The organism is Ruegeria sp. C2 (assembly GCF_056537765.1).
This window is the reverse complement of record NZ_JBQFRZ010000001.1, coordinates 56,944-83,478: the sequence shown is the minus strand read 5'-3', so window position 1 is coordinate 83,478 and position 26,535 is coordinate 56,944. Positions and strand designations below refer to the sequence as shown.

The 26,535-nt window shown below is 58.3% G+C and carries 29 protein-coding genes; 11 read left to right on the top strand and 18 right to left on the bottom strand.

All coding sequences use genetic code 11. The features are described 5' to 3' along the window. Window positions 1–17 precede the first annotated feature (17 nt). Complete coding sequence (locus ACR0IV_RS00445; protein WP_480658440.1) at window positions 18–1,946, bottom strand: AsmA family protein; 1,929 nt, start codon at window positions 1,944–1,946, stop codon at window positions 18–20. Between the two features lie 93 nt (window positions 1,947–2,039). On the opposite strand from ACR0IV_RS00445, the gene rimO reads away from it, so the two are divergent. After that, window positions 2,040–3,437 (top strand): 30S ribosomal protein S12 methylthiotransferase RimO, encoded by a 1,398-nt coding sequence (gene rimO / locus ACR0IV_RS00440; protein ID WP_480658442.1) that lies wholly within the window; start codon window positions 2,040–2,042, stop codon window positions 3,435–3,437. 4 nt (window positions 3,438–3,441) lie between these two features. Here the strand turns inward: rimO and ACR0IV_RS00435 are convergent, their stop codons facing one another. Beyond that, window positions 3,442–3,798, bottom strand: coding sequence for a diacylglycerol kinase (locus ACR0IV_RS00435; protein WP_480658443.1), 357 nt, complete (start codon window positions 3,796–3,798; stop codon window positions 3,442–3,444). 132 nt (window positions 3,799–3,930) lie between these two features. Further along, window positions 3,931–4,119, bottom strand: a complete 189-nt coding sequence (locus tag ACR0IV_RS00430; protein ID WP_480470516.1) for a hypothetical protein — start codon at window positions 4,117–4,119, stop codon at window positions 3,931–3,933. 215 nt (window positions 4,120–4,334) lie between these two features. Between ACR0IV_RS00430 and ACR0IV_RS00425 the strand changes: the two genes are divergently transcribed. After that, complete coding sequence (locus ACR0IV_RS00425; protein ID WP_480658444.1) at window positions 4,335–4,577, top strand: CDGSH iron-sulfur domain-containing protein; 243 nt, start codon at window positions 4,335–4,337, stop codon at window positions 4,575–4,577. Between the two features lie 5 nt (window positions 4,578–4,582). On the opposite strand, the gene ACR0IV_RS00420 is transcribed toward ACR0IV_RS00425, so the two are convergent. From ACR0IV_RS00420 to ACR0IV_RS00400, 5 genes are all read right to left on the bottom strand, one after another. Further along, on the bottom strand, window positions 4,583–4,840 hold the full coding sequence (locus tag ACR0IV_RS00420) for a DUF6455 family protein (RefSeq protein WP_480658446.1): 258 nt from the start codon (window positions 4,838–4,840) through the stop codon (window positions 4,583–4,585). A gap of 8 nt (window positions 4,841–4,848) precedes the next feature. Further along, window positions 4,849–5,109 carry a DUF6455 family protein gene (locus tag ACR0IV_RS00415; RefSeq protein ID WP_480658448.1) on the bottom strand — a complete coding sequence of 87 codons (261 nt, stop codon included), beginning with the start codon at window positions 5,107–5,109 and terminating at the stop codon, window positions 4,849–4,851. 14 nt (window positions 5,110–5,123) lie between these two features. Then, window positions 5,124–5,375 (bottom strand): DUF6455 family protein, encoded by a 252-nt coding sequence (locus tag ACR0IV_RS00410; RefSeq protein WP_480470520.1) that lies wholly within the window; start codon window positions 5,373–5,375, stop codon window positions 5,124–5,126. A 68-nt stretch (window positions 5,376–5,443) separates the two neighbouring features. After that, the gene (locus ACR0IV_RS00405; protein WP_480658450.1) at window positions 5,444–5,806 is read right to left on the bottom strand and encodes a YigZ family protein; all 363 of its coding nucleotides are present in this window, start codon (window positions 5,804–5,806) and stop codon (window positions 5,444–5,446) included. Beyond that, the gene (locus ACR0IV_RS00400) at window positions 5,806–6,507 is read right to left on the bottom strand and encodes a M48 family metallopeptidase (protein ID WP_480658451.1); all 702 of its coding nucleotides are present in this window, start codon (window positions 6,505–6,507) and stop codon (window positions 5,806–5,808) included. Before ACR0IV_RS00400 ends, ACR0IV_RS00405 begins: the two co-directional genes overlap by 1 nt. A gap of 120 nt (window positions 6,508–6,627) precedes the next feature. Between ACR0IV_RS00400 and ACR0IV_RS00395 the strand changes: the two genes are divergently transcribed. The 3 genes from ACR0IV_RS00395 to ACR0IV_RS00385 all read left to right on the top strand — a co-directional run bounded on the left by ACR0IV_RS00395 (window position 6,628) and on the right by ACR0IV_RS00385 (window position 8,287). Continuing rightward, complete coding sequence (locus ACR0IV_RS00395) at window positions 6,628–6,876, top strand: hypothetical protein (RefSeq protein WP_480470523.1); 249 nt, start codon at window positions 6,628–6,630, stop codon at window positions 6,874–6,876. Between the two features lie 137 nt (window positions 6,877–7,013). After that, window positions 7,014–7,592 carry a nitroreductase family protein gene (locus ACR0IV_RS00390; protein ID WP_480658452.1) on the top strand — a complete coding sequence of 193 codons (579 nt, stop codon included), beginning with the start codon at window positions 7,014–7,016 and terminating at the stop codon, window positions 7,590–7,592. Further along, window positions 7,589–8,287, top strand: a complete 699-nt coding sequence (locus ACR0IV_RS00385) for an EI24 domain-containing protein (RefSeq protein WP_480658453.1) — start codon at window positions 7,589–7,591, stop codon at window positions 8,285–8,287. Before ACR0IV_RS00390 ends, ACR0IV_RS00385 begins: the two co-directional genes overlap by 4 nt. Before the next feature lie 4 nt (window positions 8,288–8,291). On the opposite strand, the gene ACR0IV_RS00380 is transcribed toward ACR0IV_RS00385, so the two are convergent. Together ACR0IV_RS00380 and mce are read right to left on the bottom strand one after the other, a co-directional pair. Continuing rightward, on the bottom strand, window positions 8,292–8,567 hold the full coding sequence (locus tag ACR0IV_RS00380; protein ID WP_480658455.1) for a DUF1467 family protein: 276 nt from the start codon (window positions 8,565–8,567) through the stop codon (window positions 8,292–8,294). Between the two features lie 5 nt (window positions 8,568–8,572). Continuing rightward, on the bottom strand, window positions 8,573–8,977 hold the full coding sequence (gene mce / locus ACR0IV_RS00375) for a methylmalonyl-CoA epimerase (RefSeq protein ID WP_480658457.1): 405 nt from the start codon (window positions 8,975–8,977) through the stop codon (window positions 8,573–8,575). Between the two features lie 136 nt (window positions 8,978–9,113). On the opposite strand from mce, the gene ACR0IV_RS00370 reads away from it, so the two are divergent. Then, complete coding sequence (locus tag ACR0IV_RS00370) at window positions 9,114–9,830, top strand: response regulator (RefSeq protein ID WP_480658459.1); 717 nt, start codon at window positions 9,114–9,116, stop codon at window positions 9,828–9,830. Window positions 9,831–10,013: 183 nt separating this feature from the next. Here ACR0IV_RS00370 and aspS read toward each other — a convergent pair whose 3' ends face one another. The 4 genes from aspS to ACR0IV_RS00350 all read right to left on the bottom strand — a co-directional run bounded on the left by aspS (window position 10,014) and on the right by ACR0IV_RS00350 (window position 14,266). Next, entirely contained in the window at window positions 10,014–11,789 is a 1,776-nt protein-coding gene (gene aspS / locus ACR0IV_RS00365; RefSeq protein WP_480658461.1) for an aspartate--tRNA ligase, read from the bottom strand. A gap of 79 nt (window positions 11,790–11,868) precedes the next feature. Next, window positions 11,869–12,540 (bottom strand): CPBP family intramembrane glutamic endopeptidase, encoded by a 672-nt coding sequence (locus tag ACR0IV_RS00360; protein ID WP_480470529.1) that lies wholly within the window; start codon window positions 12,538–12,540, stop codon window positions 11,869–11,871. Next, window positions 12,537–13,184: an aminotransferase class IV family protein gene (locus ACR0IV_RS00355; RefSeq protein WP_480470530.1), complete on the bottom strand. Its 648-nt coding sequence runs from the start codon at window positions 13,182–13,184 to the stop codon at window positions 12,537–12,539. Before ACR0IV_RS00355 ends, ACR0IV_RS00360 begins: the two co-directional genes overlap by 4 nt. Next, complete coding sequence (locus tag ACR0IV_RS00350; protein ID WP_480658463.1) at window positions 13,139–14,266, bottom strand: aminodeoxychorismate synthase component I; 1,128 nt, start codon at window positions 14,264–14,266, stop codon at window positions 13,139–13,141. Before ACR0IV_RS00350 ends, ACR0IV_RS00355 begins: the two co-directional genes overlap by 46 nt. A gap of 177 nt (window positions 14,267–14,443) precedes the next feature. Between ACR0IV_RS00350 and carB the strand changes: the two genes are divergently transcribed. Together carB and ACR0IV_RS00340 are read left to right on the top strand one after the other, a co-directional pair. Further along, the gene (carB, locus tag ACR0IV_RS00345; protein WP_480658464.1) at window positions 14,444–17,788 is read left to right on the top strand and encodes a carbamoyl-phosphate synthase large subunit; all 3,345 of its coding nucleotides are present in this window, start codon (window positions 14,444–14,446) and stop codon (window positions 17,786–17,788) included. A 103-nt stretch (window positions 17,789–17,891) separates the two neighbouring features. Continuing rightward, window positions 17,892–18,302 carry a VOC family protein gene (locus tag ACR0IV_RS00340; protein WP_480658466.1) on the top strand — a complete coding sequence of 137 codons (411 nt, stop codon included), beginning with the start codon at window positions 17,892–17,894 and terminating at the stop codon, window positions 18,300–18,302. A gap of 18 nt (window positions 18,303–18,320) precedes the next feature. Here ACR0IV_RS00340 and ACR0IV_RS00335 read toward each other — a convergent pair whose 3' ends face one another. Genes ACR0IV_RS00335 through ACR0IV_RS00325 form a run of 3 tightly spaced genes read right to left on the bottom strand, consistent with a single transcriptional unit; the run spans window position 18,321 to window position 22,874 of the window. Further along, a complete protein-coding gene (locus ACR0IV_RS00335) occupies window positions 18,321–21,362 on the bottom strand; it encodes an efflux RND transporter permease subunit (RefSeq protein ID WP_480658467.1) in 3,042 nt (1,013 codons plus the stop codon). 10 nt (window positions 21,363–21,372) lie between these two features. Continuing rightward, complete coding sequence (locus ACR0IV_RS00330) at window positions 21,373–22,410, bottom strand: efflux RND transporter periplasmic adaptor subunit (protein ID WP_480658469.1); 1,038 nt, start codon at window positions 22,408–22,410, stop codon at window positions 21,373–21,375. After that, window positions 22,407–22,874: a MarR family winged helix-turn-helix transcriptional regulator gene (locus ACR0IV_RS00325; RefSeq protein ID WP_480470535.1), complete on the bottom strand. Its 468-nt coding sequence runs from the start codon at window positions 22,872–22,874 to the stop codon at window positions 22,407–22,409. Before ACR0IV_RS00325 ends, ACR0IV_RS00330 begins: the two co-directional genes overlap by 4 nt. A gap of 154 nt (window positions 22,875–23,028) precedes the next feature. Between ACR0IV_RS00325 and ACR0IV_RS00320 the strand changes: the two genes are divergently transcribed. Both ACR0IV_RS00320 and ACR0IV_RS00315 read left to right on the top strand, forming a co-directional pair. Then, complete coding sequence (locus tag ACR0IV_RS00320; protein ID WP_480658471.1) at window positions 23,029–24,153, top strand: beta-ketoacyl-ACP synthase III; 1,125 nt, start codon at window positions 23,029–23,031, stop codon at window positions 24,151–24,153. A 175-nt stretch (window positions 24,154–24,328) separates the two neighbouring features. Then, a complete protein-coding gene (locus tag ACR0IV_RS00315) occupies window positions 24,329–24,991 on the top strand; it encodes a hypothetical protein (RefSeq protein ID WP_480733039.1) in 663 nt (220 codons plus the stop codon). Between the two features lie 112 nt (window positions 24,992–25,103). Here the strand turns inward: ACR0IV_RS00315 and ACR0IV_RS00310 are convergent, their stop codons facing one another. Beyond that, window positions 25,104–25,565 carry a hypothetical protein gene (locus ACR0IV_RS00310; RefSeq protein ID WP_480470538.1) on the bottom strand — a complete coding sequence of 154 codons (462 nt, stop codon included), beginning with the start codon at window positions 25,563–25,565 and terminating at the stop codon, window positions 25,104–25,106. 358 nt (window positions 25,566–25,923) lie between these two features. Here ACR0IV_RS00310 and ACR0IV_RS00305 point away from each other — a divergent pair, with 358 nt between their 5' ends. Beyond that, the gene (locus ACR0IV_RS00305) at window positions 25,924–26,502 is read left to right on the top strand and encodes a thymidine kinase (protein WP_480658474.1); all 579 of its coding nucleotides are present in this window, start codon (window positions 25,924–25,926) and stop codon (window positions 26,500–26,502) included. Window positions 26,503–26,535: the final 33 nt, after the last annotated feature.

Sequence of the window (26,535 nt, the reverse complement as noted above, 5' to 3'; positions counted from 1 at the left end):
GCGTGGTGCGCCCCCGGCTAATCCCCACCAAGCAGCTTCAGAAGACCTTTCTTGGCCTCCTCCTCAAGCTTCTTCTTCAACGCATCCTCGACCTGCCCGGTTTCGGTAATCGTGGTATCAAGCTCATCCCCAACCTTTTGTAGAACCTTATTCTTGGCGTCATCTTCCAGCTCTTTGATCTTGCCCTCGGCGGCGGCTTCGATGACTTTGCTCAGATCCGGCTTGATCGAAGGGTTGCTCCATGGCCCCACGATCCGAACCGGGACTGAGATGCCCTGACCCGAATTAGCCCGCAAGGCTACGGGTGTGAACAGATAATCAATGTCACGCGCGCCCAGACCCACGCGCCCCGCTCCATCCGCGCGAAAATTGTCGAGTTGCATCAGCAGATCGTTATTCGTCAGATCACCGTTTTGCATCGTGAAACTGGCCGTCAGACTGTTGAACACAGTCGTACCGCCCGCGCCCTCACCGCGGCCCATCAGCCGGTCAAGATCCAGCCCCGCGATTACCCCTTTGCCCACATCGATACGGCCTTTGCCGTTCAGCGAGCGCATGATCTGGTCTTCGGTCTGCCCAACCCCCAAAAACTCAAGCGTGCCCGAGCCAGTTCCGGATAGGCGTTCTATATCCCCCAGCGTGGTCAACGCCTCTTTGATATCGATATTGTCAGCCTTCAGATTGCCGCCAACCGACAGGCCGTTGCGGTTGTTGGCGACGACCTGACCGTTCAGTTGGCCCGAAAACAATGAAGCCGGTTGCATCTTGAGAACTGCGCGCGAGCGGTCGAGGCTGAGCATCAGATCACTTTGCCCCAACCGCATACCCGGCACTGCAATTGACCTGGCCTGCAAGCGGATTGTTCCATTCGCCAGGGCCAGAAACGAGGCATCGATCGGTTGTTTCGACCATCCGTCCGAACCCGACCCTCCACCAGATGACGCCTCTCCCGCCACTTTCGACAGATCGAGATCACCGGCCTTCAGACGCGCGGTAATCTGTGGCGGATCGGATATCTGGATGTCTGCTTCGCCATCCAACCGATTGCTATCCAGAATCGTGACCATATCGCGCAAGGAAATCCGGCCATCACTGGTATAGGTCATCTGCCCCGAGACCGAAGCCACACGCCCCAAGCCTTCGGGTACCGTTACACCGCCCTGCCCGAACGCAGCCAGCATCTTATGCGTGTCACGCGCTGTAACTGTGGTCTTGCCATCCATTTCACCAGCCAGATTCACCCGGCCTGAGAACTGAACATCTCCGCCCGGAGCGGTCAGGCTCAGTTCAAGTGGTGTCACCACCCCGTTGGAAAAGGCAGGCAAGTCGGGGATCGTCAGGTCGACTTCTACCGCACCTCCAGGCACGGGCATGCTGGCTTGCATCTCCATAGGGTCGGTGATGCCGGGCCAGCGCGCAGACAGGTCGACATTGGCAAAATCCATGCTGATCGCGCCGTCCTCGACATAGACCAGCCGGGCATCAGTTAGCTCCAGCCTCTCCAACGTGACCGGTCGGCTTTCAGCAGCTTGCGCCGATCCACTGGTGCCGGAGGAATTGTCAGCCTGATGCAGTTCCCAGTTCCCGCGCCCCTCCGACCGCTCCAATCGCAGCACCGGACTGTCGGCCAGCACCCGCTTGATGCGGATATCCCCCGACAGCAACGCAGAGGCATCAACCCCAACGGCCAGACTTTGCGCGCTGAGCATCGGCTCTGACCCGGCCCAGGGTGCATTGCCGAAGGTAACCGGCCCGGTTTCCATCCCCAAAACCGGCCAGAAAGACAGCCGGACATCGCCCGACAGCTTCAAATCACGACCCGTTTGCGCTTTGACCTGCTCGGCCAGAATGGTCGCCAGCTTGTCACCGGGCATCAGCAGCAACGCGCCAATGACCAGCCCGAAGGCCGCAACCAAAAGGAAAACGATACGAATGAGCCACTTCATGGGTCTGCCTTTCCGGCTTATCTGCTCTGTTTCAAGTCAGCCCTGTGCAGGCAATATTTGCAAGGGGAAGCTTTCCCCTCTATATGCCCGGCCATGAGTACGAACCCACCAAACCTCCGCCCTGATCTGGCCCCTTCGGCACAGATCACTGATACTCCGCGACGGGGTCAGCCCACCCTTGGGATGGTGTCTTTGGGATGCCCCAAGGCTCTGGTCGACAGTGAACGTATTCTGACCCGGCTACGGGCCGAAGGATACGGCATTTCGCCGGATTATGCGGGCGCCGATGCCGTGATTGTGAACACCTGCGGGTTTCTGGACAGCGCCAAGGCCGAGTCGCTGGAGGCCATCGGCGAAGCGCTGGTTGAGAACGGCAAGGTTATCGTGACGGGCTGTCTGGGGGCCGAGCCGGACTATATCCGCGAACACCATCCAAGGATTTTGGCCGTCACCGGACCTCATCAATACGAACAGGTATTGGATGCGGTCCACGCCGCCGTGCCGCCAGACCCGAACCCCTATGTCGATCTGCTGCCCGCATCGGGTGTCAAGCTGACGCCGCGCCATTACAGCTATCTCAAGATTTCCGAGGGCTGTAACCACAAATGCAAGTTCTGCATCATTCCCGATATGCGCGGCAAGCTCGCCAGTCGCCCAGCCCATGCGGTGCTGCGCGAGGCCGAGAAACTGGTGGACAACGGCGTGCGCGAATTGCTCGTGATCTCGCAGGACACCTCGGCTTACGGGCTGGACCGCAAATATGACATGAACCCGTGGAAAGACCGCGAGGTGCGCAGCCATATCACCGATCTGGCACGGGAGCTGGGGCAGTTCGACGCCTGGGTAAGGCTGCACTATGTCTACCCTTATCCGCATGTGCGCGATTTGATTCCCCTGATGGCGGATGCGGGCTGCAATGTGCTGCCCTATCTCGACATTCCGTTCCAACATGCCCACCCGGATGTTCTGAAACGTATGGCCCGCCCCGCAGCGGGGGCAAAAACGCTGGATGAAATTGCAGCGTGGCGCGCCACCTGCCCTGACATCACCCTACGCTCGACCTTCATCGTCGGTTATCCCGGCGAAACCGAAGCTGAATTCCAAACTCTGCTGGACTGGATGGATGAGGCGCAACTGGATCGCGTCGGCTGTTTCCAGTACGAAAACGTGGACGGTGCTAGGTCGAACGACCTGCCGGATCACGTCCCTGCCGAGGTAAAGCAAGAGCGCTGGGACCGGTTCATGGAGAAGGCACAGGCGATTTCCGAGGCGAAACTGGCGGCGAAGGTTGGCCAGAAGCTTGAGGTGATCGTCGATGAGATCGATGACGAAGCCGCAACCTGCCGGACCAAATCTGATGCGCCCGAGATTGACGGGAACCTGTTTATAGACGAAGGGTTCGAGGCTCTGAAGCCCGGAGATATCGTCTCGGTCGAAGTCGATGAAGCTGGCGAGTATGATCTGTGGGGGCGGCTGCAGTCGTCAGGCTGAACGCTCAGAACAACCCGATCAGCGCGAACACCCATGCCACGCCTGCCGCAATGGCGGTCAACGCAACCGCCGCGCTGGCTGCGTCTTTGGCCTGTCCCGCAAGGGCGTGGTGATCGGTTGAGGTGTGATCGACAGCACGTTCAATGGCAGTGTTGAACAGCTCGGCCACCAGCACCAGCAGACCCATAATCAGAATCAGCGCCCGTTCTGTCGGGCCCAATGGCAGAAGAAACGCAAGCGCGGCCGAGATCAGATTGGCCCAGCCCCAGCTTCGAAAGGAATACTCGTCACGCCATGTGGCGCACAGGCCCTGCCAGCTCCAGCGGGTGCGGTCATTCAGGCGGGTAAAGAAATTTCGCATAGGTCCGTCCGGTGGAATTCGTGACCGCAGGTTCAGCAGCGACTGCGGAAAGGCAAGAAAAAACCGCCTCGAATGCGGCGGTCCAAGCGGTACGGATGCAGACGGCCCCAACAGGGACCGCCTGCAGATGCTTTATTGTGTGACCGGATTACAGACAGTCTGGCCCGCTTCGGTCGTGGCCAGTTCATAGCCTGCAGCACAGCTGGGCGTACCGTACTTATCATAATCAGGCTGGATGTAGACCGGGGTTGGCTCTTCCTGCTGCGAGCATGCAGTCAGAACAACAGCTGTAGCGCAGATGGCAGCAAATTTCAGTTTCATGTCCGTCAATCCTCTATTACTTTTCTGATATTGCCCAGTTTTTCGGGGCCGGTGTCAGAATAAGACCAAGTTACTGATCTGGCAACCGAATCGATCACGAGGTTGTGAATTAAGGCGGAACGACGCTGGGGCCACGATCTGAACTGGTGCTCTATCCTTTTCATTTCCACGCTCTACACTGTGTTTCTGACACCAGCCAACAACGGAGACGCCAAATGTCAGATGCGCCGATCATTGCCCAAAAAGGTCCCTTTCCGATCGAAGTAACCAAGGGAAAAACCTATTTCTGGTGCGCGTGCGGCAAATCCCAACGTCAGCCATTCTGTGATGGCTCGCATAAGGATACCGGGCTGGAGCCGATGAAATACACCGCTGAGAGTGACAAGAAACTGTTCTTCTGCGGCTGCAAACACAGCACAAATCCACCGCTGTGTGACGGATCTCACGCCAAACTGTAAGACGATCAAAGCAGGTCGTTCAGTGGTTTCGAATTGGCGCAGAACGCAGGTGCTTCCTTGGCCCGAGACTGCTGGGCTGCGAGCCAGACCTGACATTTCTCGCTGCAATCAGAGGCGCGGCAGCGCGTTACGATTTGGGCATAGTCGTCGGGGCTCAGTTTGCCCTCGGCCATCGCTTCGGTCAGAGATACCCCCATACAGCGTGCGACCGAGCGTGTTAGCCAGAAATGCGTTTCGATTTCCCCCAATGGAACCTGTGGCATCTGCTCACCTATGACTCTCGGATCTTCAGCGCCGTAAACCGATCCCGGTTCGGGCAGGTGCAGGGCGCGCGTTCTGTGGTTTCGTTATCGTCCATCCAGTCCGGGCAATCACACGCCCATTCGCATCCGCGGCAAAGCTGAATCATCTCGGCCCAATCCTGCTGGCTCAGATGACCATCACGATGCGCTGCGACCAAATCTGTACCGGTCGTGCGTGCCATGCGCAGCACTAACCTGAGATGTGTCATCACCTGACCGAGCTGTGTCATGGCAGCCCCCGAGCCTAGGGTATCAACCGTTGCAACAACTCCTGGTTTCGGCAATATTCCGGGGTTCGGGACGCGGCCGGAGTTTCTGCCAGAAACGATTCGCAGTGACCGGGGTTGGGGCAGCCTGTACAGCGCAGGACGGCCTCTGATATTTCATCGATACGCAAGGCACCGTCGAGTGCGGCTTCCTGCAGGTCTACGCCCAGCGTTGTGGCCATCTCGTCCACAAGACCGGCATGACGTTTGAGCGTTTCGCGGTGGGACATGCGGTTTCCTTTCCCTGTCACGCTTTTGGGAAAGCTATCCGATCCGGCCAAGCGCGCCTTGACTCAGGTCAAAGGCCCAAATGATCCAGATAGGCCCGTGTCGCGTCCTGAACCCTTCGAAACCGGTCACCGCCAAGTTTCTTACCGCCATACCAACGGGTTACGATGATGACGTGGTCCGACAACCCGGCCCGTTCCATCATCCGCAAAATCACCATCGCGGCGCCGGTTTCCCCGTCGTCCGCCTTAAGTGCTCCTGTCGGCAGCATCGCCGCCCAGGTGTTATGCGTGGCCTTGGCATAGGCTTTGTCGGATTTCAGATCGGCGAGCACGGCATCCACTTCGGCCCGACTGGTAACCTGCGCACCCGTCACGGCGTATTTTGATCCTCGATCACTGAGGACGACGCCCAACTGCGTCAAACCCGCCATTACTGCAATCCCAACTGACGCGCTGTTTGCAAGACCGCCTCGACCCGTTTGGCGTTGGGCGGATGCGTGGCGAGGAACCGGTCACCCGGATCGGGAATGCGCTGAAAGAACATCATGCCGGCCAGTGGATCATACCCGGCCGAGTGGGTGATCACCGTGCCCAACTGATCTGCCTCCAATTCAAACTGTTGCGTGTAGTTTTGAACGCCGACCTGAGCCCCCAATTTCTGCGCCCGTTCGATGCCTGCCGCATCCTCGCCCCGCTCTCGCGCGAGATCGCCGAAGATTTTCGCGCTTTCCTTCGCATTGGCCGCCTGCCGCGCGATATGGCCCAGAACGTGGTGCGCAGCCTCGTGGCTCATGACAAAAGCGATCTCATCAGCGTTTTGCGCCGACCGGATCATCGGTTGAGTGAAGATAATCAGCGGACGGCCATCATCATCCAGCGTCTGGAATGCATTGGCAGGTGCATTGGGGTTCAGATCGACCAATACGACGAAGTCGCAATTGCTTGAGGGCGCACGGCGGCGGCACTCTTTTCCGGCAGCAATCGCAACATCGCGCCCGACCTGCTCAAAGCTGCGGGCCGTGGCCTTCTTGCTCGTTGAGTTTGGCTTCCAGTTCTCGGCTGGAACCGCTACCAAAGACGGAGTGTCACACGCGGCCAGAAGCAACACCAACATTAGGGCAAGACGGCGCATTCGGGTTCCTTTCAGGCGCTTCGACCGTGGCCGAGCATAACCCGGCTTACCAGACGGGACCACCGCGGATTGCACGCCTATCGGGTTGCATTACAGCCCCGTGATCGGCACTCTGCATTCATGTTTTCAATCGAACACGAATTTGACTCGACGGTCATCACGCTGGTGGATGAAGGCGCAAAGCCTTTGCAGGAAGATATTGTGATCAACAGCTTCGCCGAATGCGTAACAATCGAGCAGTTGGATACCCGCACCGACCAGATCCAAAAGATCACGCTGTCACCCGAGCAGGTACGTGATCTGGCCGCGGCATTGGACCTGCCTGAAGGTGTTTACCAGATTCGCGAAACCGATGGTCCCAAGGAATAGCAGCTAAGTTCTGCCCTGGTATCCGATCACGGACAGTATTTCCGATTGAATTTGTCATCCTTTCAGGGGCAGTTTGCCCTTGAAAGCGGTCGGCATGCCTCCGACATACAGACTGCCCATGTGAAGGAAGTTAACATATGTCCCTGAAGAACCAAGCTGCGTTGGATTTTCTACAAGTGCGCCGCTCGCGCCCAGCGAAGACTCTGGTCGCGCCTGCCCCGACCCGCGATGAGCTGTTGCCCCTCCTCATAGCCGCCGCGCGCAGCCCGGATCATGGCAAGCTTGAGCCCTGGCGGTTTGTGGTCATCGAAAAGGGCGCAATGCAGCGTTTGGCCGAGCTGACCGAGACCTGCGGTCAATCTCTCGGCAAGACTCCGGAAGACATTACAAAGGCCCGCAGCCAGTTCGACATGGGACATCTGGCAGTCGCGGTTATCGAGGTACAGAAACCTTCGGACAAGATCCCGGCAATCGAACAGACCTATTCCGCCGGGGCCGTTTGTCTGGCGCTTCTGAACGCCGCGTTGGCAGCCGGTTGGGGTGCGAACTGGCTGTCGGGTTGGCAATCCCATGATCGCGCGTTTTGTCAGGCGGCGCTGGGTCTGACGGACAACGAATCCATCGCGGGTTTCATTCACATCGCGACCGAGGGTACGGCTCCACCCGAACGGCCACGCCCCGATGTCACCGCGTTGACCCAGTGGGTTGCGGAATGATCATCATTCAATCGTTTCTTCAGGCGCTCGGCCAGATCGGTGATCCCCGGTTCCGTAAGGTGCTGCTGCTGGGTGTCGGATTGACCTTCGCGTTGCTGGTGGCGGCCTATGCCGGGTTTCTCTGGCTGATCAATGTTCTGGTCGGGGAACAAGCGACGCTGCCGATACTGGGAGAGGTGACATGGCTGAACGATCTGCTCAGCGTGTCGTCGTTTCTGCTGATGATGGTACTGTCAGTATTCCTGATGGTGCCGGTGGCGTCTGCGATCACATCCATGTTTCTCGACGAAGTAGCTCAAGCAGTCGAGGACCGGCATTATCCCGGCTTGCCTCCGGCCCAACGTATTCCCTTTGGTGATGCGCTGCGTGATACGCTCAGCTTTCTGGGTGTCCTGATCGTCGCCAATCTCTTGGCTCTGATCCTGTACGCAGTGTTCTCGCCTTTCGCGTTGTTCATTTTCTGGGGCATGAACGGTTTTCTGCTGGGGCGAGAGTATTTCACCCTCGCCGCCATGCGCCGATTAGGTCGCGAAGGGGCACGGAAACTGCGCGCAAAACACAGCCTCACCATCTGGGTGGCAGGGATTCTGATGGCCGTTCCCTTGTCGGTACCGTTGGTGAACCTGCTGATCCCGATCCTGGGGGCCGCAACTTTCACCCATCTCTATCACGGTTTGTCTAACACGCGCGCCTGAAGCGCTATTCGCGCGGTTCCAGCTGATTCAGCCAGTCGAAATCACGCACCGAGATCAGGCCGGAAATAATGATGCCTGCGATGATCGCCCATAGAATCACTGTTATCCCCGTGGTGATCCAGAGTTTCTTTTTCATGTGATGCACTTCCGGCGCACCCGCGTGGGTGCCCGGAACGATATCCCCTAGGTCACCCTGCGTTTTAATCCGTATCGGCAGTACGACCAGCAGGGTCAGAAACCAGATGACCGCAAACAGAACCAGAGCAGCAGTGATCGTCATCGGTGTCAGACCTGTTCCAACTCAACCAGGCAACCGTTGAAATCCTTGGGGTGCAGGAACAGAACCGGCTTGCCATGAGCACCGATCTTAGGTTCACCCGACCCGAGAACGCGCGCGCCGGTCGCTTTCAAGTGGTCGCGTGCGGCGATGATGTCCTCGACCTCATAGCAAACGTGGTGGATGCCACCCGACGGGTTCTTTTCGAGGAATCCGTTGATCGGACTGTTTTCACCCAGCGGGTACAGGAGTTCGATCTTGGTGTTGGGCAGTTCGATGAACACGACAGTCACCCCATGATCGGGCTCATCCTGCGGCGCGCCAACCTTGGCCCCCAAAGCGTTGCGATACTGGGCTGAAGCGGCCTCGAGGTCGGGAACCGCGATGGCAACATGGTTGAGACGACCGATCATGGAACTCTCCTTCCGTTCTGCGTTGCAGCGGTTATGGGGTCTGTCCCGTCAAAGGGCAAGTGCGCCAAAACGCGCGTTAACCCTGTATTAGCCGGAAGTTCCTAGCGTGAGGCATCTGCTAATCAGGAGTTCTGCCATGGACGATTCGGGACCTTTCGCCCCTCCGGCGCTGGCCACCAAGATGCGGCCGCTGCTGGGCCAGACCATCCTTGTGGTCGAAGACAGCCGCTATGCCTGCGATGCAATTCGCTTGATGTGCCTGCACAGCGGTGCACGCATCCGACGTGCGGACTGCCTGAAATCGGCACGGCGTCATCTGCAGATTTACCGCCCCTCGGTGCTGATCGTCGATATGGGGCTGCCAGACGGCTCTGGCGCTGATCTGATCGCTGAACTCACCTATGCGGTGCCGCGAATAGCGGTCATCCTCGGCATGTCAGGCGATGACAACTCCAAATCGGTCGCCTTGCGTGCGGGGGCAGATGGATTTCTGACCAAACCTCTGAACTCACTATCCTATTTCCAAAAAAAAATCCTTGAGCTTTTGCCCGAAGATCGCCGACCCAGCGACTTAGATGCGGTGCGCGATGAAATCGTTCATCCTGATCCTCTGGCTTATCAGGACGATATGGCCCATATCGCCGATGTGCTGACCGGACCGAACGATCAGCAAACACTGGATTACGCGGCGCAGTTTCTGCAAAGCGTGGCGCGGGATGCACAGGACACTGTCCTCGAAGATGCAGCACTTCGGCTTGCCGCATCGCGAAGGCAGGGGGCTCCGGTCACGGCTCAAGCGGCGCGGGTCGCTGGCCTTGTGCAGGAACGCCTCGAACGGCAGGAGGCGATCTGAGATGCTGACGGCCTATTTCCTGACCGCATCCTTCTTGTTTATCTGGCTTTACCGCCAGACGCGTCAGACCGCGAAGCATATCCGCAGCAATCGTCGGAACATGCATAACCCGCTAGACTGACGTCTGGCGTAAATCTTCGACACTCATAACGAAAACCGCCCGCGCGAGGCGGGCGGTTTCGATCAGTCCTGCGGGATAATGCGCAGACCCAGCTCCATCAACTGATCCGAAGTCGGATCGGACGGCGCATCCATCATCAGGTCTTCGGCGCGCTGGTTCATCGGGAACATCATGACCTCGCGGATGTTGGCCTCATCCGCCAGCAGCATTACGATCCGGTCGATCCCTGCGGCACAGCCCCCGTGCGGCGGCGCGCCATAGTGGAAGGCATTAAACAGAGCGCCAAAGCGAGACTTCACCTCATCCTCGCCATAGCCCGCCAGTTCGAAAGCTTTCAGCATAATCTCGGGCTTGTGGTTCCGGATCGCGCCCGAGACCAGCTCGTACCCGTTACAGGCCAGATCGTACTGATAGCCGCGTACGTCCAGAGGGTTGCCCTGCAACGCGTCCATGCCGCCCTGCGGCATCGAGAACGGATTGTGTTCGAAGTCGATCGCGCCAGTTTCTTCGTCTTGCTCGTAAATCGGGAAATCCACGATCCACGCGAAAGCAAATCGGTCTTTCTCGGTCAGGTTCAGTTCCTCACCGATCACGTCACGGGCCTTGCCAGCGACCTTTTCAAAGGCCTTCGGCTTGCCACCCAGGAAGAAGGCAGCGTCGCCAACGCCCAGCCCAAGTTGCTGACGGATCGCCTCGGTACGCTCTGGGCCAATGTTCTTGGCCAGAGGTCCCGCAGCCTCCATTCCTTCGCCCTGATCGCGCCAGAAGATGTAGCCCATTCCGGGCAGACCTTCTTTCTGCGCAAACGCGTTCATGCGGTCACAGAATTTACGGCTGCCACCGGTCGGCGCCGGGATGGCGCGGATTTCGGTGCCCTCTTGCTCCAACAGCTTCGCGAAAATCGCGAAGCCAGACCCGCGGAAGTGGTCGGAGACCACTTGCATTTTAATAGGATTGCGCAGATCGGGCTTGTCGGTGCCATACCACAGCGCTGAATCCTTGTAGGAGATTTGCGGCCATTCCTGATCGACCTTGCGGCCACCACCGAACTCTTCAAACACGCCGGTCAGAACGGGTTGGATGGTGTCGAACACGTCTTGTTGCTCAACAAACGACATCTCGAGGTCGAGCTGGTAGAAATCGGTCGGCGAGCGGTCGGCGCGCGGATCTTCGTCACGGAAGCACGGCGCGATCTGGAAATATTTGTCGAAACCCGACACCATGATCAGCTGCTTGAACTGCTGCGGCGCCTGCGGCAGCGCATAGAACTTGCCCGGATGCAGGCGCGATGGCACCAGAAAGTCGCGCGCGCCTTCGGGCGACGAGGCGGTGATGATTGGCGTCTGATATTCGCGGAACCCCTGATCCCACATCCGACGGCGCATCGAGGCGACAACGTCCGAGCGCAGGGTCATGTTCTGCTGCATCGCCTCGCGACGCAGATCCAGATAGCGATAGCGCAGACGCGTTTCCTCGGGGTATTCCTGATCGCCGAAGACCATCAGCGGCAACTCATCAGCGGCACCCAGAACTTCCAGCTCACGCACATAAACTTCGATCTCGCCGGTGGGCAGCTTAGGGTTCACCAGATCAGCGTCGCGGGCTTTGACCGTGCCATCGATGCGGATACACCATTCGGACCGCACCTTCTCCAGCTCGGCAAAGGCCGCGCTGTCGCCGTCGCACAGAACCTGCGTTACGCCGAAATGGTCGCGCAGGTCGATGAACAGCACGCCGCCGTGATCTCGGACACGATGCACCCAACCGGACAGGCGGACGGTTTCACCGACATTGGCGGCGGTCAGAGCGGCGCAGGTGTGGCTGCGGTAGGCGTGCATGGATCATATCCCTTCGGGCGCAGAATTCGTCGCGCCGATACACCCCGTCGGGCATGGAAAGTCAAGGCAGGTCGCGCCGTCAAAACGGCCTTTGCACGTTGCCTGAGTAGAAATAGATCCCCAATCCTGCTGCAAAGATGATGTTGCCCGCGATGGCGTGCAACAAAACGGCGTAGAAGAACGACCCTCGCTTGTCGTAGGCCCAGGTAAATAGCAACCCTCCGACAAATGTCATGATGGCAACGATCCAGCTCCAATACATCAGGTGAGCGAGCGAAAAGAGTGCCGCGTTGAGCCAATAGGCGGCATATCCCTTCGGCAGGATTGCGTGATAGCGGCGAAAGAACAGCGCGCGAAACAGCAACTCTTGCGGCAAGGCCGAAGCGAGCGGGTAACCGACCCAGATGAAGGCCAGCAACTCGGGCCGGTGCTTCAACAGGGCAAAGGCAGCTTGCGGTCGCAGTGTCAGGACAAGGGTTGAGCAGACGGATGCCATCGCAATTGTGAACAGCAGAACCTCGCCCCAGGACCAGTTTCGCCAGCCATAGCGAAGCTCGGCCCACGAAAATCCGGGCGTGCTGTGCAGCAAGACAATACCCAACCCGGTGAACGCAAAGAGCGACGGAAACATCCAATCTGGTGGAAAGAGCACTGCGATCAGAACCGGTACGGCGAAGTAGAACAGCCCAAACTCGAGCTTCAGTCGCTGCACGGCAGCTGGGCGCGCAGCCCATTCGTTTTGCCTGCTCACGGTGTTACAAGCTCCGCCCGGATCAACCCTCGCAGCGAATTGCCGAAGTGGATCGTTTGCGCCTTCTGCAGATCGGCCAGGGTCAGCACCGCCTCTGTCGTGTTATCGTGCTCCAGCATCTCTTCGCGCAGAACTCCAGGCAAAACCCCACTGGACAGTGCAGGCGTCAGGCACGGCCCGCCGGGCATCTCAAGAAACAGATTGGTGATCGTGCCTTCGCATACCTCATCTCGTTCATTGAGAAACAAGAGCTCATCAACACCAGCAGGCAGGTTCGCACGCGCTCTGTCATAGATAGCCCGACGGGTGGTTTTGTGCCGCAGCCAGATATCCGACGAAGAAAGGCGCTGCTCAGCCACACCGACACGCCAGAGCGGCGGGTTCGGGGCCAAATCTCCGGCCGTCAAATCGAGTTTTCCGCATGCATCCAATGTCAGGCGACAACGCAGCGGGGTTTTCCCAGATACCGAATTCACGACCGCCTGAGCAGCGGTCCAGTCGAAGTCAATCTGGAACGCCTTGGCTGAGCGGGCCATACGGGACAAATGACGATCCAGCCGCACAAGCCCTTGCCCCGGCCGAAAAGCCAGCGTTTCGATCAGACGGAAATCAAGCTCAGCTGGTGGGCGAAGCGGGCTTTCCATAGCGCCTCCTCATATTCCGATGGGGCGGTGCTGTCCCAGACCAGCCCGCCGCCCACGTTCAGGGTTGCCTTGCCGTCCTCGACCATGAGCGTCCGGATGGCCACATTGAATTCAGACCGTCCATCAGGCGCGGCCCATCCGATGGTGCCGCAATAAACATCGCGCGGCCATGGCTCCAACTCCGACAATATCTCCATGGCGCGAATTTTTGGCGCGCCGGTGATTGAGCCGCAGGGAAACAGTGCCGTCAGAATATCCGATAGGCCAACCCCAAGATGTAATTGCGCCTGCACCAGCGATACCATCTGATGAACCGTCGCATAGGTTTCGACCTTGAACAGTTCGGGCACTTTGACCGAGCCCGCCAGCGCCACGCGGCTGATATCGTTGCGCAGCAGGTCGACGATCATCAGGTTCTCAGCGCGGTTCTTTTCATCTGATGACAAGAAAGCCCGACGACGTTCATCTTCGACCGGGTCCTCGCTGCGCGGCTGTGTTCCTTTCATCGGACGCGTTTCGATCCGGCCCTCGGCATCGGTGCGAAAAAACAACTCAGGAGACCGGCTGAGCAGGTCGGGCAACCCCTCCTGCTCGACCAAAGCACCGTGACCAACAGGCTGACCAGCTGTGAGCGTCGCATACAGTGCGTCTGACTCTCCGGTCACCTCAAGGTCGATTGGAAACGTCAGATTCGCCTGATAGATATCACCGGCGCCGATAGCGTCGTGCACCGTCCGGAAGGCCTGTGTATACCTGGCCTCATCCCAGCGGGGCTGAAACGCCGTGACACCGCCCAAGTCCTTTGGCAGACCAACGCGATCCGGCTCTCCGAACACGCCAAAACACAGCAGCGGCAGCCGTCGCCCCTCGGGCAGGCGATCCGCCAGACGCGGCTCCAACACATAACCCAGTTCATAGCTTGCGTAGCCGGCCAGCCAGGCCCCATCTGCACGCGCCTGATCGAGCGCCGCCAGAGCCAGGGGCACCTCCTCCGCACTATCCGCGCGGATGATTTTGGATGGACGCTCAAACCGGGTTCCCCGCCCGGCTGGTCCCTGATCGAAACGAATACGCAAGTGCATCCTCATTTGCCGTGCTGCGCGATATAGAGGATACGCCAGCAGGTGAAAGGGGGGAAAGCGGCAATTTCGCCCCTGTTTCCGATAGCTCTTGCACCTTTTCGCGCGGTCCCTATAACGCAGGACAATTTGGGCGCTGGGGCGGTGCCCTGACTCGCGGACAATCGAAGGAACAAGGCCATGCCGAGAAGAACCGACATCCAGTCGATCATGATAATCGGGGCGGGCCCCATTGTTATCGGTCAAGCTTGCGAGTTCGACTATTCCGGCGCTCAGGCTTGTAAAGCGCTGCGTGAAGAAGGCTACCGGGTCATTCTGGTGAACTCAAACCCCGCGACGATCATGACCGATCCCGGTCTGGCGGACGCGACTTATATCGAGCCGATCACCCCAGAAGTTGTTGCCAAGATTATCGAGAAAGAACGCCCTGATGCCCTGCTGCCCACCATGGGCGGACAGACCGGCCTGAACACCTCGCTGGCACTGGAAGAGATGGGCGTTCTGGACAAGTTCGGCGTTGAGATGATCGGCGCCAAGCGCGACGCCATCGAAATGGCTGAAGACCGCGCCCTGTTCCGCGAGGCGATGGACCGTCTGGGCCTTGAAAACCCCAAGGCAACCATCGTGACCGCGCCCAAGCGTGAAGACGGTTCCACCGATCTGGATGCCGGTGTGCAGATGGCGCTGGACGAGTTGGAAGAGATCGGCCTGCCCGCGATTATCCGCCCCGCCTTTACCCTTGGCGGCACCGGTGGTGGCGTGGCTTATAACCGTGAGGATTACATCCATTTCTGCCGCTCGGGCATGGATGCCTCACCGGTCAACCAGATCCTCGTTGATGAAAGCCTGCTGGGCTGGAAAGAATACGAGATGGAGGTGGTCCGCGACACCGCCGACAACGCCATCATCGTCTGCTCGATTGAAAACGTCGATCCGATGGGCGTGCATACCGGTGACTCGATCACCGTGGCCCCTGCCCTGACGCTGACCGACAAAGAATACCAGATCATGCGCAACGGCTCGATCGCCGTTTTGCGTGAGATTGGCGTCGAGACAGGTGGGTCGAACGTACAGTGGGCGATCAACCCCGATGATGGCCGTATGGTCGTGATCGAAATGAACCCGCGCGTATCGCGGTCGTCCGCTCTGGCCTCCAAGGCAACCGGTTTCCCGATTGCCAAGATCGCGGCCAAACTGGCCGTGGGCTACACGCTGGACGAGCTGGACAACGACATCACTAAGGTCACCCCAGCCTCGTTCGAGCCGACCATCGACTATGTCGTCACCAAAATCCCGAAATTCGCATTTGAGAAATTCCCCGGCTCGGAACCCTATCTGACCACCGCCATGAAATCGGTCGGTGAAGCGATGTCCATCGGACGCACCATCCACGAATCGATGCAAAAGGCGCTGGCATCGATGGAATCGGGCCTGACCGGCTTTGATGAGATCGAGATCCCCGGCCTGAACGTCGGCCTCTGGGACGAAGCCGATGACAAGGCCGCCGTGATCAAGGCGATCAGCCAGCAGACCCCCGACCGTCTGCGCACCATCGCGCAAGCGATGCGTCACGGTCTGACTGATGACGAAATCTTTGGTGTCACAAAATTCGACCCATGGTTCCTGGCTCGCATCCGCGAGATCATCGAAGCCGAGCGTCAGGTCCGCAAAGACGGCCTGCCGGTGACCGAAGAAGGCATCCGCAAACTGAAAATGCTGGGCTTCACCGATGCGCGTTTGGGCAACCTGACCGGTCGTGATGAAGACAACGTGCGCCGCGCCCGCCGCAATCTGGGCGTCACCGCCGTGTTCAAACGCATCGACACCTGCGCGGCCGAGTTCGAGGCCCAGACGCCCTACATGTACTCGACCTACGAAGCCCCCATGATGGGTGACGTCGAATGCGAGGCACGCCCAAGCGACCGCAAAAAGGTCGTCATTCTTGGCGGTGGCCCGAACCGGATCGGCCAAGGCATCGAATTCGACTATTGCTGCTGTCACGCCTGTTTCGCACTGACCGAAGCCGGCTACGAGACCATCATGGTCAACTGCAACCCCGAGACGGTTTCGACCGATTATGACACCTCGGACCGCCTGTACTTTGAGCCTCTGACTTTCGAACACGTCATGGAAATCCTGACGACGGAACAGGAAAACGGCACGCTGCACGGTGTGATTGTTCAGTTCGGCGGTCAAACTCCGCTGAAACTGGCAAACGCGTTGGAAGCCGAAGGCATTCCGATCCTCGGCACCACGCCCGACGCGATTGACCTGGCCGAAGACCGTGAACGCTTCCAAGCGCTGGTTAACGAACTGGGCTTGAAACAGCCGAAAAACGGTATCGCCGCGACCGACGAACAGGCGCTGGAGATTGCCGAAGAGATCGGCTTCCCGCTGGTGATCCGCCCCTCCTACGTTCTGGGCGGCCGCGCGATGGAGATCGTGCGTGATATGGATCAGCTGAAACGCTACATCAACGAGGCCGTTGTGGTTTCCGGTGACAGCCCGGTTCTGTTGGATAGCTATCTGGCGGGCGCGGTTGAACTGGACGTGGACGCGCTGTGCGATGGCACCGATGTTCACGTGGCGGGCATCATGCAGCATATCGAAGAGGCTGGCGTGCACTCGGGCGACTCGGCCTGTTCGTTGCCGCCTTATTCGCTGTCGGCTGAGATCATCGAGCAGATCAAGGATCAGGCGTTCAAATTGGCCAAGGCTTTGAATGTTGTGGGTCTGATGAACGTACAGTTCGCGATCAAGGATGATGAAATCTATCTGATCGAAGTGAACCCCCGCGCCTCGCGTACTGTACCCTTCGTGGCCAAAGCGACCGACAGCGCGATTGCATCCATCGCTGCGCGTGTCATGGCTGGTGAGAAACTGGCGAACTTCCCGCAGCGCCCCGCGTATCAGGAAGGTCAGGACACCAAGATTGCCGATCAGATGACGCTGGCCGACCCGAACATGCCGTGGTTCTCGGTGAAAGAGGCTGTGATGCCTTTCGCCCGTTTCCCCGGTGTCGACACCATCCTAGGTCCGGAAATGCGCTCAACCGGAGAGGTCATGGGCTGGGACCGTGACTTCCCGCGGGCCTTCCTCAAGGCGCAAATGGGGGCTGGCATGGTCCTGCCTTCCTCGGGACGTGCGTTTATCTCAATCAAAGATGCCGACAAGGGCAAAGCAATGCTTGAGGCCGCCAATGTTCTGGTTGAGCAAGGATTTGCGTTGGTTGCGACCCGCGGCACGCAGGGCTGGCTGGAAGAACAGGGCGTCGCCTGTGAGGTGGTCAACAAGGTCTATGAGGGTCGCCCCGATGTGGTCGATATGCTGAAAGACGGTCAGGTGCAGTTGGTGATGAATACAACTGAGGGCGCGCAAGCGGTCGAGGACAGTAAGGCCATCCGCTCCATCGCGCTCTATGACAAGATTCCATATTTCACCACAGCTGCGGGATCGAACGCCGCAGCGCTGGCGATAAAGGCACAGGCCGAGGGCGATGTTGAGGTGAAATCGCTGCAGGGCTAAACCTTAGCAACAGCACGTATGAATTGACCCCGGCCTCGGCTGGGGTCTTTTTTCTTCCCCTTCGTGCTCGTGGCCCACATGATGAGAGCGAGGGGGAGCATTCATGGATCTCTACACCACATACGGAAACAACGACCTGCCGCGGGCCATCCGCTTTTATGATGCGATCTTTGCGGTCCTTGAGCAGCCGCGCCTACCGGGATGGATCGATGGCTGGGCGGGATGGGGCACCGACCCCGATAGTGGAACCGGCTTTTGGATCTGCAAGCCATTCGATGGAGCGCCCGCCAGCATCGGCAATGGTACAATGATCGCTTTTCCCGCAAAAAGCGCCGATCAGGTCCGGCGGTTCCATGCCATCGGTCTTGAAAACGGCGGCATGGATGAGGGAAAGCCGGGCATCAGGCCCCATTACCAACCCGATTTCTATGTGGCTTATCTGCGTGATCCTGATGGCAACAAGCTATCTTGCTTTTATTGCCATCATGATCCCGAGACAGAGGTGGGCGGCTGAATCTGCCGCCCGTTCCTATTAGTTGACCGCCAGACGACGTTTTTCTTCGCGGTTGAAGAACATCATGTAGAAGACCGGCGCGGCAACCATGGTCAGGATGGTGGCAAAAGCCAGTCCGCCCATGATCGTGACCGCCATCGACACGAAGAACGCATCCGTCAGTAGCGGAGCCATCCCCAGAATGGTCGTGATCGCCGCCAGCATCACCGGACGCAAACGCGAGACCGACGCTTCGACAATCGCAGGACGCAGGGCTTTGCCTGTGGCGCGGACCAGATCGATTTCCTCGACCAAGACGATGCCATTTTTGATCAGCATGCCAGAAAGGCTCAGCAGCCCCAGCAGCGCCGTGAAAGTGAACGGCAGGCCCGTCCCAAGCAGACCGATGACCACGCCATTGACAGACATCGGGACCAGCAGCCAGATGATGACAGGTTGCCGGATCGCGTTGAACAACAGCACTGAGATCAACACCATGATCAGCAGGCTCAGGGGCAATTGCCGCCCGAGGCTGGCCTGCGCGTCGCCCGAATCCTCGAACTCGCCGCCCCATTCCATACTGTACCCAATCGGCAATTCCATCTCTTCAATGGTGCTGCGTACTTCGGAATGGACCTGAGCCGCAGTCATGTCGAGGGGGATGTCGGCACCAACCGTAATCGTAAGCACTCGGTCACGTCTATGAACCAGCGTGTTGAGCGCCTTGTATTCGAACCCATCCACCATCTGTTCGATGGGCACGAACCGTTCCGACTGATCGGAATAGACCACCTGATCCACAATAGAATACTCCCCATCCGCCGGACGGCGCAGGATGATCGGTATCTGGCGGTCACGCTCACGCAGAACACCCCCGGTTATGCCATCGGTCGAGAATTGCAGCGTGGCCGCGATATCCTCGCGCGTCACCCCTGCGGTCTGGGCACGTTCGGTTGCATAGATCGGCTGCACAGCCAGTTCCTGTTCGCGCCAGTCGTGATGCACATGCAGCGCATTCGGGGATGCGGCTGACATGCGTTGCACAGCCTCTTCAGCCAATTGACGCAGAACAATCGGATCACTGCCCGAGAACCGGGCCTGGATCGGATCGCCGCCACCGGGGCCAAAGATCAGACGTTTAGTGCGGAACTCACCTTCGGGGAACTGGGCCGAGCCGAACGCCTCTAGATCGGCCTGCAGGGCAGGGATATCGTCCAGTGTCTCGGTACGGATGATCATGTGGCCATAGCTTGGGTTCGGTTTCTCTGCCGAATAAGTCAACATGAACCGTGTCGCCCCCTGCCCCACAAACGTGGCGACCGAAACGACATCATCACGTTCGGCCAGCCAGCCCTCGAACACGGCCATATCTTCGGCAGTGCGCGCAATCGGCGTTCCTTGCGGCAGCTTGTAGTGCACGAAGAACAGCGGCGTGTTCGAATTGGGGAAGAACTGCTGCTTCATCAATCCAAAGCCCGCGAAGCAGGCGACTGTGATTCCGATCAACCCGGCAACCACCAGCCAGCGGAACCGCAGCGCCCAGTTCAAGATTGCACCATAGACGCGGAACAGAATGCCGCCATAAGCGTCAATCTCACCCTCTTTGCCCTGTTTGAAGAAATAGTGCCCCAGCAGAGGCGTCACCGTGATCGCCAGCACCCAGCTCAGCAATAGTGAAATGCCGATCACGGCGAACAGCGAGAACAGGAACTCTCCGGTCGCATCAGGGCTGAGCCCGATCCCAGCGAAAGCCATGATCCCGATCACCGTTGCGCCCAGCAGCGGGATTTGCGTTTTTGAGGCCACATCTTCCGCCGCATCACGAGAATTTTTGCCCCGCAACATCGAGATCTGCATCCCTTCAGCCACAACGATGGCGTTGTCGACCAGCATCCCCATGGCGATGATCAGGGCGCCCAGCGAGATGCGCTCCATCTCAATCGAGAAAATCGACATGAAGAGCAGCGTGCCCACAACTGTCAGCAACAGGGTGGAACCCACGACGATGGCCGCACGCCAGCCCATGAAGATGCCCAGAACCGCGACCACGATGCTGACCGACATGGCGAGGTTCAGCAGGAAGGCGTTCGAGGCCTCATCGACAACAACATGCTGCTGATAAATGGGCAGGATTTCGACACCAAAGGGAATTTCGGAATCCAACTCAGCCAGTTTGGCATCTGCGCGCTGACCAACTTCGACGATATTTTCGGTGGCCAGCCCGGCGATGCCCAACGTGAAGGCCTCGATCCCGTTGAACCGGATCATGATATCGGGATCGTTCTGCCGCCCGCGATAGACATCGGACATATCGAACAGGTTGATCACTTGCCCTTGCGACCCGACCGAAAGTCCGGCGATGGCCGACACGCTGTCCGATCCCTCAGCCGTCAGGATGGTCGTCCGATCACTACTAGACCGCAGCGAGCCCGAGGCGTTGACCGAATCCGCATTTACGATGGCCTCGTTGATTGCCTGCAGCGGAACGTTCTGATTGACCGAGATCGACAGGTCGGGTTCGATAAAGATCGCCTCATCCGGCAAGCCCTGCACCTCGACATCAGCGACGCCGCTGACCGTCAGCAATTCGCGGCGCAGGAACGTCGCTAGCTCATGTTTTTCTGCGTCCGAGAACCCGTCGGCCGTAACCGCATAGAACAGGCCGAACACATCCCCGAACCCGTCATTCACATACGGTACGCCAACGCCTGAGGGCAGCCCGCGTGCCGCATCACGTACCTTGGCACGCAGGCGGGTCCAGATATCGGGTAGCTCGTTGCCGTCATAGGTGGACTTGATCTCAACCTCGATCAGCGACTGGCCCGGCTGATTGACAGAGGTGATAATGTCCACCTCGCCCATCTGTTGAATGGCAGATTCCAACGGTTCCGAGACCTCAAGCGCGACCTGCTCGGCCGTGGCACCAGGGTATTGTGTGGCGATCACTGCTTGTTTGATCGTAAAGGCCGGGTCTTCAAGGCGGCCCAGTGACGAGAAACCCCAAATGCCGCCGAACAGGGCGATCAGGATGAACAGCCACGTATAGAGCGGCCGGTCTATCGAAGCGCGTGCGATGCTCATGAAAGCGCCCTCAGTTCGAGAAACCGACAAAGCGGCGGACGGCCTGACCATCGGTCAGCGCCCCGCCGCCAGCCACAACGATTTCATCACCGTCGGACAAACCGGTAAGCACGCGGACATCGCCACTCTGTGTAGGTTCAATCGTAACGGGGACCCGGCGGACGGTGCCTTCGTCGGCACCGACCGGAGAAAAGACCAGAACGCCCAGCGCGCCGCTGGCATCCGCGACAACGGCCGTCGGGGGAATGATGATTCCGGTACGCTCATCCTGCACCTGAACCGTGACCGTTACGGATGAGCCAGGCAAAATCTGCAGCCCCTCGGGCGGTGTCAGACCGAACTGGATGCGGTAAGTCTGGCCCACGCTTGAGGATTCAGCATCGAACTCTCGTATCTCCAGCGGAAAGATCTCATCACTGACCGGGAACTTGGCAGTGATCGTAATGTCATCCTGCTGCCCGGAGCGCTGAAACAGGATTTCGGGCACATCAACCTCAATCCTTAGCTCGGACATATCGTGGATTCGCACGATGGGGGTGCCTGCAGAAACGGTGCTAAACGCCTCGACCGCGCGGCTTGAAACCAACGCATCGAACGGAGCGGTCAGCGTGGCGTGTTCCAACTCATATTCTGCGTCCCGTACTGCAATCGCAGCCAGTTGTGCCGCGGTTTCGGCATCATCTACAGCCACCTGACTGGCTGCTGTACCACGCAGGCGCGACAGGCGGGCCAGGGTTCGATCAGCCTGATCCTTCTGCAGACGCGTGCGGTCGCGCTGCAACTCGAACGGCTCCTGATCGAGACGGGCAATCAGTTCACCCTTTGGGATTACAAACCCTTCGGTCACAGGCATCTCGACAATCTGTCCAGCGACCTGAAACGCCAGATCAACAGTCTGACGCGCAGCGACACGGCCAAAGAACTGACGTGAAAAGCCGGGCGCTGTTTCGCTGACCTGCATCAGTTTCACGGGCTTGGCAGGCTCTTGTGCGATGGCGGGGGTGGTCAAAACGGCCAGCACAAGGCAAATAGAGGTCAGGAGTTTCATTTCTTCAGTCCCTCGGGAATTCCGGTTTTCAGGATATTGTCGCGAATTTTGCGCGCCAGACGTGCAAACTCGGCGGTTTCTTCGGTGTTCAGGCCGGAAGCGCTACGGAATAGCTCACCAGCAACAGCCACCAGCATGTTACGAGCCTCTTCGCCCTGCTCGGTTAGAACCAAAAGCCAGGCGCGGCGATCTTCGGGGTCGCGTTGCCGGGTCAGATGGCCCGAATGCTCCAGCGCATCAGCGGTTGCCGTGATCGTAGACGGCACAGTCAGCATATCCGCAGCCAGCACCCCCATACGTTTGGGCACATCCAGTTTGATCAGCATGTGACATTCCTGATGGCTCAGGTCTGTTTCGATGCTGTCAAAGCTCTCTTCCAGTTTCCAATAAAGCGCATAGACGCCCATCATCGCCTGAATCTCAGGGCTAAGGCGTCCTAACCGGGTGCTGATCTCGTCTGACATGGGTCTTTTCCGTCCGAATCGCCGGGGAATATACTTCGAGTTATGAACTATTCAAGTTATGAAGCGGAAGACCGCGCATTCCCTTGGGTCAACACATCTTGATCAACCGTCGAAGGAATTGCATTTTGTGCAGATCATTAAATCAGGGCCCGCCATGTACACTCCTGCCATCACCGGTACCGGTGTCTATACGCCAGAAAACGTCATCACCAATGCCGAACTGGTGGAAGCTTTCAACGCCTATACCGACCGGATGAATGCTGAGAATGCGGATGCGATTGCAGCGGGCGAAATGGAACCGATGCAGCATTCTTCGGAAGAGTTCATCGTCAAGGCGTCGGGGATAGAGAACCGGTATGTGATGGACAAAACCGGCGTCCTGAACCCCGAGATCATGCACCCTTCGCTGCGACAGCGCGGCGATGACGAGCCGGGCATCATGACCGAGATGGCGGTGGATGCGTGCCGCAAGGCGCTGGCACAGGCCGGACGCAGTGCCGAAGATGTCGATCTGGTGATCTGCGCCGCCTCAAACCACGAACGCGCCTACCCGGCGATTGCCATCGAAATTCAGCAGGCGCTGGGGATCGATGGGTTCGGGTTTGACATGAATGTCGCCTGCTCCTCAGCCACGTTCGGTATTCAGGCGGCGGCTGATATGATCCGCTCGGGCTCGGTCCGGGCGGCGTTGGTGGTGAACCCCGAGATCTGCTCAGGCCATCTGGAGTGGCGGGACCGGGATTGTCACTTCATCTTCGGGGACGTGGCCACTGCAACGTTGGTCGAACGGATCGAGGACGCCGAAGGCCCGCATTTCGAGATCCTCTCGACCCGTTGCGCCACATCTTTTTCCAATAACATCCGCAACAACAACGGCTTCCTGCGCCGTTCCCGCCCTGATGGTGTGATCGACCGTCGCGATATGCAGTTCATGCAGAACGGGCGCAAGGTGTTCAAAGAGGTTCTGCCGATGGTCAGCAAGCATATCAGCGACCATATGGACGCCGAAGGCATCAACAGCGATGATCTGAAACGGCTCTGGCTGCATCAGGCCAATAAAACGATGAACGATTTCATCGGTAAAAAAGTTCTGGGCCGCGAGCCGGAACCGGACGAACAACCCAACATCCTGCAAGATTACGCCAACACCTCTTCTGCGGGTTCGATTATTGCATTTTCAAAGCACTCAGATGATCTGAACGATGGCGATGTCGGGCTGATCTGTTCATTTGGCGCAGGCTATTCAGTGGGGTCCGTGATCGTCAAACGGCACGGCTGATCCGCAGGGCCTGCGGTTTTCCGGGCAGGGCCTCTCTGCTTTCTCAAGAATTTTTCAGACAGGCATAACGTCTCCTTCATATCGGAGTTCCACATCCTCATCGGATGCCCAGCGCATTCAGGGAATGTGGACGAAGGAGCACCTATTAATGCGTAATTATTATTCACGAGTTGGAATGGCTGCCCTGGTTGCGGTACCATTTATTGGTTTCATGGCAACTGAAACGAAGGCGGCTGAATCGCAGGTTTGCACTGTGAATACCGCGAAAACTGCTGCGAATGCCGGTGAATATGGCACGCTGTGCGATTGCTCGCAGGTGACGCGCGGGTTCGTATCTTATCTGCAGAAACGGTCGGATTTCGACACGATTCTGCAGAATACATCGACGCAATGCCTGGGGTTGGCAGAGCTTTTGACCGATTTGCCGACCGCATCAATTTCAAACGCAAACTTTGGCGAAGATCGCAACAGCGATCGCTCAAACAGCACCTCTGATTCCGGGGGAACCGGAAACTCGGGCAATAGCTCAGGTGGCGATGGCAGCGACGGAAATAACCCGGGAAATGATGGAGGCGACACGCCCGGTGACGGAGGCGGCAAACCCGGTGATGGCGATGGTAAGCCCGGCGACGGGGGTGACAAGCCCGGTGGCGGCGATGACAAACCTGGAAAGGGTGGTGGCAAAGGTAATCACGGCGGTGACAAACCCGGCAAAGGTGGCCACGGAGACAAGCCAGGCAAGGGCAAAGGTGGCGCCAAGGGCAATAACGGTGGCGGGAATGGCCCTGAAGGGGCTAGCCCTGGTCGCGGTAAGAATGCCAACAACGACGAAGGCTAATTCACGAAGGTTCACCCTTCATAAAACAAAAAGGCGGCGCACTGGCCGCCTTTTTTTGTTGAAATCTAATCACGGATCAATGCGGAGGCCCGGCATCGAACGGAGCGTCAGATCAGCTGACGCTTTCTTCTTCCAGATGAAGTTTCATCTCGATCAGGACCTGTTGCAGCATACTGGTTTCTTTCAGCAGGCGTTTGGCCTCGTTGACTGTGATGATTCCGTCTTCGATGGCCGACTGATATTCGGTCATCAGCATCGCAAACCGCTGGCTCAGCGCGATAACGTCTGAATTCACACCACCTGTACGCGGGCTGTCCGAGTTACGACCATCATAAGACAGCGTGATATTTTTGAGCTCAGCAAGAGCAGCCGTGACATGCGGATAGGCCGCTGCATTCTCTAGGCGTGCAACTGCGTCGACCGGCATGAAGCGGTCTGCATGTTCAGGGTTGTCGGAATAGTATCTTCCCAATGTCGCTTTGGACTTTCCGGTGATCTCGCACGCCGCTTCGATCCCGACATCCTTTACCAATGCCTCGGTATGCTTCTTCAGATAGGCCCCGATATCTGCCATTTTGCTACCCTTGTTACCTGCGCTCACTTTCCCCCGCCTGTCCAAACCGGGGAAAGGGTAGGGAAATTTCCCATATTCGAGTCATAATTGAAATGCCATAAATTAACTATCCCTCAGATATGCAGGGGTTTTGTGAGTGAGTGGCGGCCGTTCGTGCCGGTAAAGAGTGAATGTAAGGCAACATTTTTAGCCTTGCTCGTTAAGGCCGCATGTAGGCCGACGACGCCGCTGTTGAGGGCGCGGGGTTCTCCATCCCCAAGAGCATCTGCTCGGCCCCGGCAGCCGCAACGGCGGCGTCGCTTTGAATTGCTCATCGATAGGCTTGCCCCTGCGGATCGCGGGAATTAGACCAAGCGCCATGGCAAAGCTCTACTTCAACTATTCCACCATGAACGCTGGTAAATCGACCGTGCTGCTGCAGGCTTCGCACAACTATCGCGAGCGCGGCATGAACACTTATCTGATGACCGCAGCCATCGACGGGCGCGCCGGTGAGGGGCGGATTGCTTCACGGATCGGTATTTCGGAACGGGCTGATACGTTTAAGCCCCAGGATGACGTCTTTGCGATGATCGAAAATCGCCTAAGCGAGGGAGCTGTTGCCTGTGTCTTCGTGGATGAGGCTCAGTTCTTGTCCGAAGAACAGGTCTGGCAACTGGCCCGAGTGGTCGACGATTTGAAGGTTCCGGTTCTGGCCTACGGGCTGCGGGTAGACTTTCAGGGCAAGCTGTTTCCCGGTTCGGCAGCCCTGCTGGCGCTGGCTGATGAGATGCGTGAGGTCCGCACCATCTGCGAATGCGGACGCAAAGCAACCATGGTGATTCGTCAGGACGAAAACGGCAACACCATCACCGAAGGCGCACAGGTTCAGATCGGAGGGAATGAGACCTATGTCTCGCTCTGCCGTAAACACTGGCGCGAGGCGGTGGGCACCTGAAGAGTGCCGGGCGAAAGACGGCGTTCGACCTCT

Excerpts from the sequence above, each read along its gene's own strand:
- ACR0IV_RS00435 (WP_480658443.1), bottom strand. The coding sequence starts at position 3,798 with ATGCGAAATTTCTTTACCCGCCTGAATGACCGCACCCGCTGGAGCTGG.
- ACR0IV_RS00425 (WP_480658444.1), top strand. The coding sequence starts at position 4,335 with ATGTCAGATGCGCCGATCATTGCCCAAAAAGGTCCCTTTCCGATCGAA.
- ACR0IV_RS00400 (WP_480658451.1), bottom strand. The coding sequence starts at position 6,507 with ATGCGCCGTCTTGCCCTAATGTTGGTGTTGCTTCTGGCCGCGTGTGAC.
- ACR0IV_RS00380 (WP_480658455.1), bottom strand. The coding sequence starts at position 8,567 with ATGACGATCACTGCTGCTCTGGTTCTGTTTGCGGTCATCTGGTTTCTG.
- ACR0IV_RS00390 (WP_480658452.1), top strand. The coding sequence starts at position 7,014 with ATGTCCCTGAAGAACCAAGCTGCGTTGGATTTTCTACAAGTGCGCCGC.
- ACR0IV_RS00385 (WP_480658453.1), top strand. The coding sequence starts at position 7,589 with ATGATCATCATTCAATCGTTTCTTCAGGCGCTCGGCCAGATCGGTGAT.
- mce (WP_480658457.1), bottom strand. The coding sequence starts at position 8,977 with ATGATCGGTCGTCTCAACCATGTTGCCATCGCGGTTCCCGACCTCGAG.
- ACR0IV_RS00330 (WP_480658469.1), bottom strand. The coding sequence starts at position 22,410 with ATGAAACTCCTGACCTCTATTTGCCTTGTGCTGGCCGTTTTGACCACC.
- ACR0IV_RS00430 (WP_480470516.1), bottom strand. The coding sequence starts at position 4,119 with ATGAAACTGAAATTTGCTGCCATCTGCGCTACAGCTGTTGTTCTGACT.
- ACR0IV_RS00405 (WP_480658450.1), bottom strand. The coding sequence starts at position 5,806 with ATGGCGGGTTTGACGCAGTTGGGCGTCGTCCTCAGTGATCGAGGATCA.
- ACR0IV_RS00370 (WP_480658459.1), top strand. The coding sequence starts at position 9,114 with ATGGACGATTCGGGACCTTTCGCCCCTCCGGCGCTGGCCACCAAGATG.
- ACR0IV_RS00310 (WP_480470538.1), bottom strand. The coding sequence starts at position 25,565 with ATGGCAGATATCGGGGCCTATCTGAAGAAGCATACCGAGGCATTGGTA.
- ACR0IV_RS00395 (WP_480470523.1), top strand. The coding sequence starts at position 6,628 with ATGTTTTCAATCGAACACGAATTTGACTCGACGGTCATCACGCTGGTG.
- ACR0IV_RS00305 (WP_480658474.1), top strand. The coding sequence starts at position 25,924 with ATGGCAAAGCTCTACTTCAACTATTCCACCATGAACGCTGGTAAATCG.
- rimO (WP_480658442.1), top strand. The coding sequence starts at position 2,040 with ATGAGTACGAACCCACCAAACCTCCGCCCTGATCTGGCCCCTTCGGCA.
- ACR0IV_RS00445 (WP_480658440.1), bottom strand. The coding sequence starts at position 1,946 with ATGAAGTGGCTCATTCGTATCGTTTTCCTTTTGGTTGCGGCCTTCGGG.
- ACR0IV_RS00320 (WP_480658471.1), top strand. The coding sequence starts at position 23,029 with ATGTACACTCCTGCCATCACCGGTACCGGTGTCTATACGCCAGAAAAC.
- ACR0IV_RS00335 (WP_480658467.1), bottom strand. The coding sequence starts at position 21,362 with ATGAGCATCGCACGCGCTTCGATAGACCGGCCGCTCTATACGTGGCTG.
- ACR0IV_RS00340 (WP_480658466.1), top strand. The coding sequence starts at position 17,892 with ATGGATCTCTACACCACATACGGAAACAACGACCTGCCGCGGGCCATC.
- ACR0IV_RS00350 (WP_480658463.1), bottom strand. The coding sequence starts at position 14,266 with ATGCACTTGCGTATTCGTTTCGATCAGGGACCAGCCGGGCGGGGAACC.
- ACR0IV_RS00420 (WP_480658446.1), bottom strand. The coding sequence starts at position 4,840 with ATGCCACAGGTTCCATTGGGGGAAATCGAAACGCATTTCTGGCTAACA.
- ACR0IV_RS00415 (WP_480658448.1), bottom strand. The coding sequence starts at position 5,109 with ATGACACAGCTCGGTCAGGTGATGACACATCTCAGGTTAGTGCTGCGC.
- ACR0IV_RS00315 (WP_480733039.1), top strand. The coding sequence starts at position 24,329 with ATGGCTGCCCTGGTTGCGGTACCATTTATTGGTTTCATGGCAACTGAA.
- ACR0IV_RS00355 (WP_480470530.1), bottom strand. The coding sequence starts at position 13,184 with ATGGAAAGCCCGCTTCGCCCACCAGCTGAGCTTGATTTCCGTCTGATC.
- aspS (WP_480658461.1), bottom strand. The coding sequence starts at position 11,789 with ATGCACGCCTACCGCAGCCACACCTGCGCCGCTCTGACCGCCGCCAAT.
- ACR0IV_RS00325 (WP_480470535.1), bottom strand. The coding sequence starts at position 22,874 with ATGTCAGACGAGATCAGCACCCGGTTAGGACGCCTTAGCCCTGAGATT.
- carB (WP_480658464.1), top strand. The coding sequence starts at position 14,444 with ATGCCGAGAAGAACCGACATCCAGTCGATCATGATAATCGGGGCGGGC.
- ACR0IV_RS00410 (WP_480470520.1), bottom strand. The coding sequence starts at position 5,375 with ATGTCCCACCGCGAAACGCTCAAACGTCATGCCGGTCTTGTGGACGAG.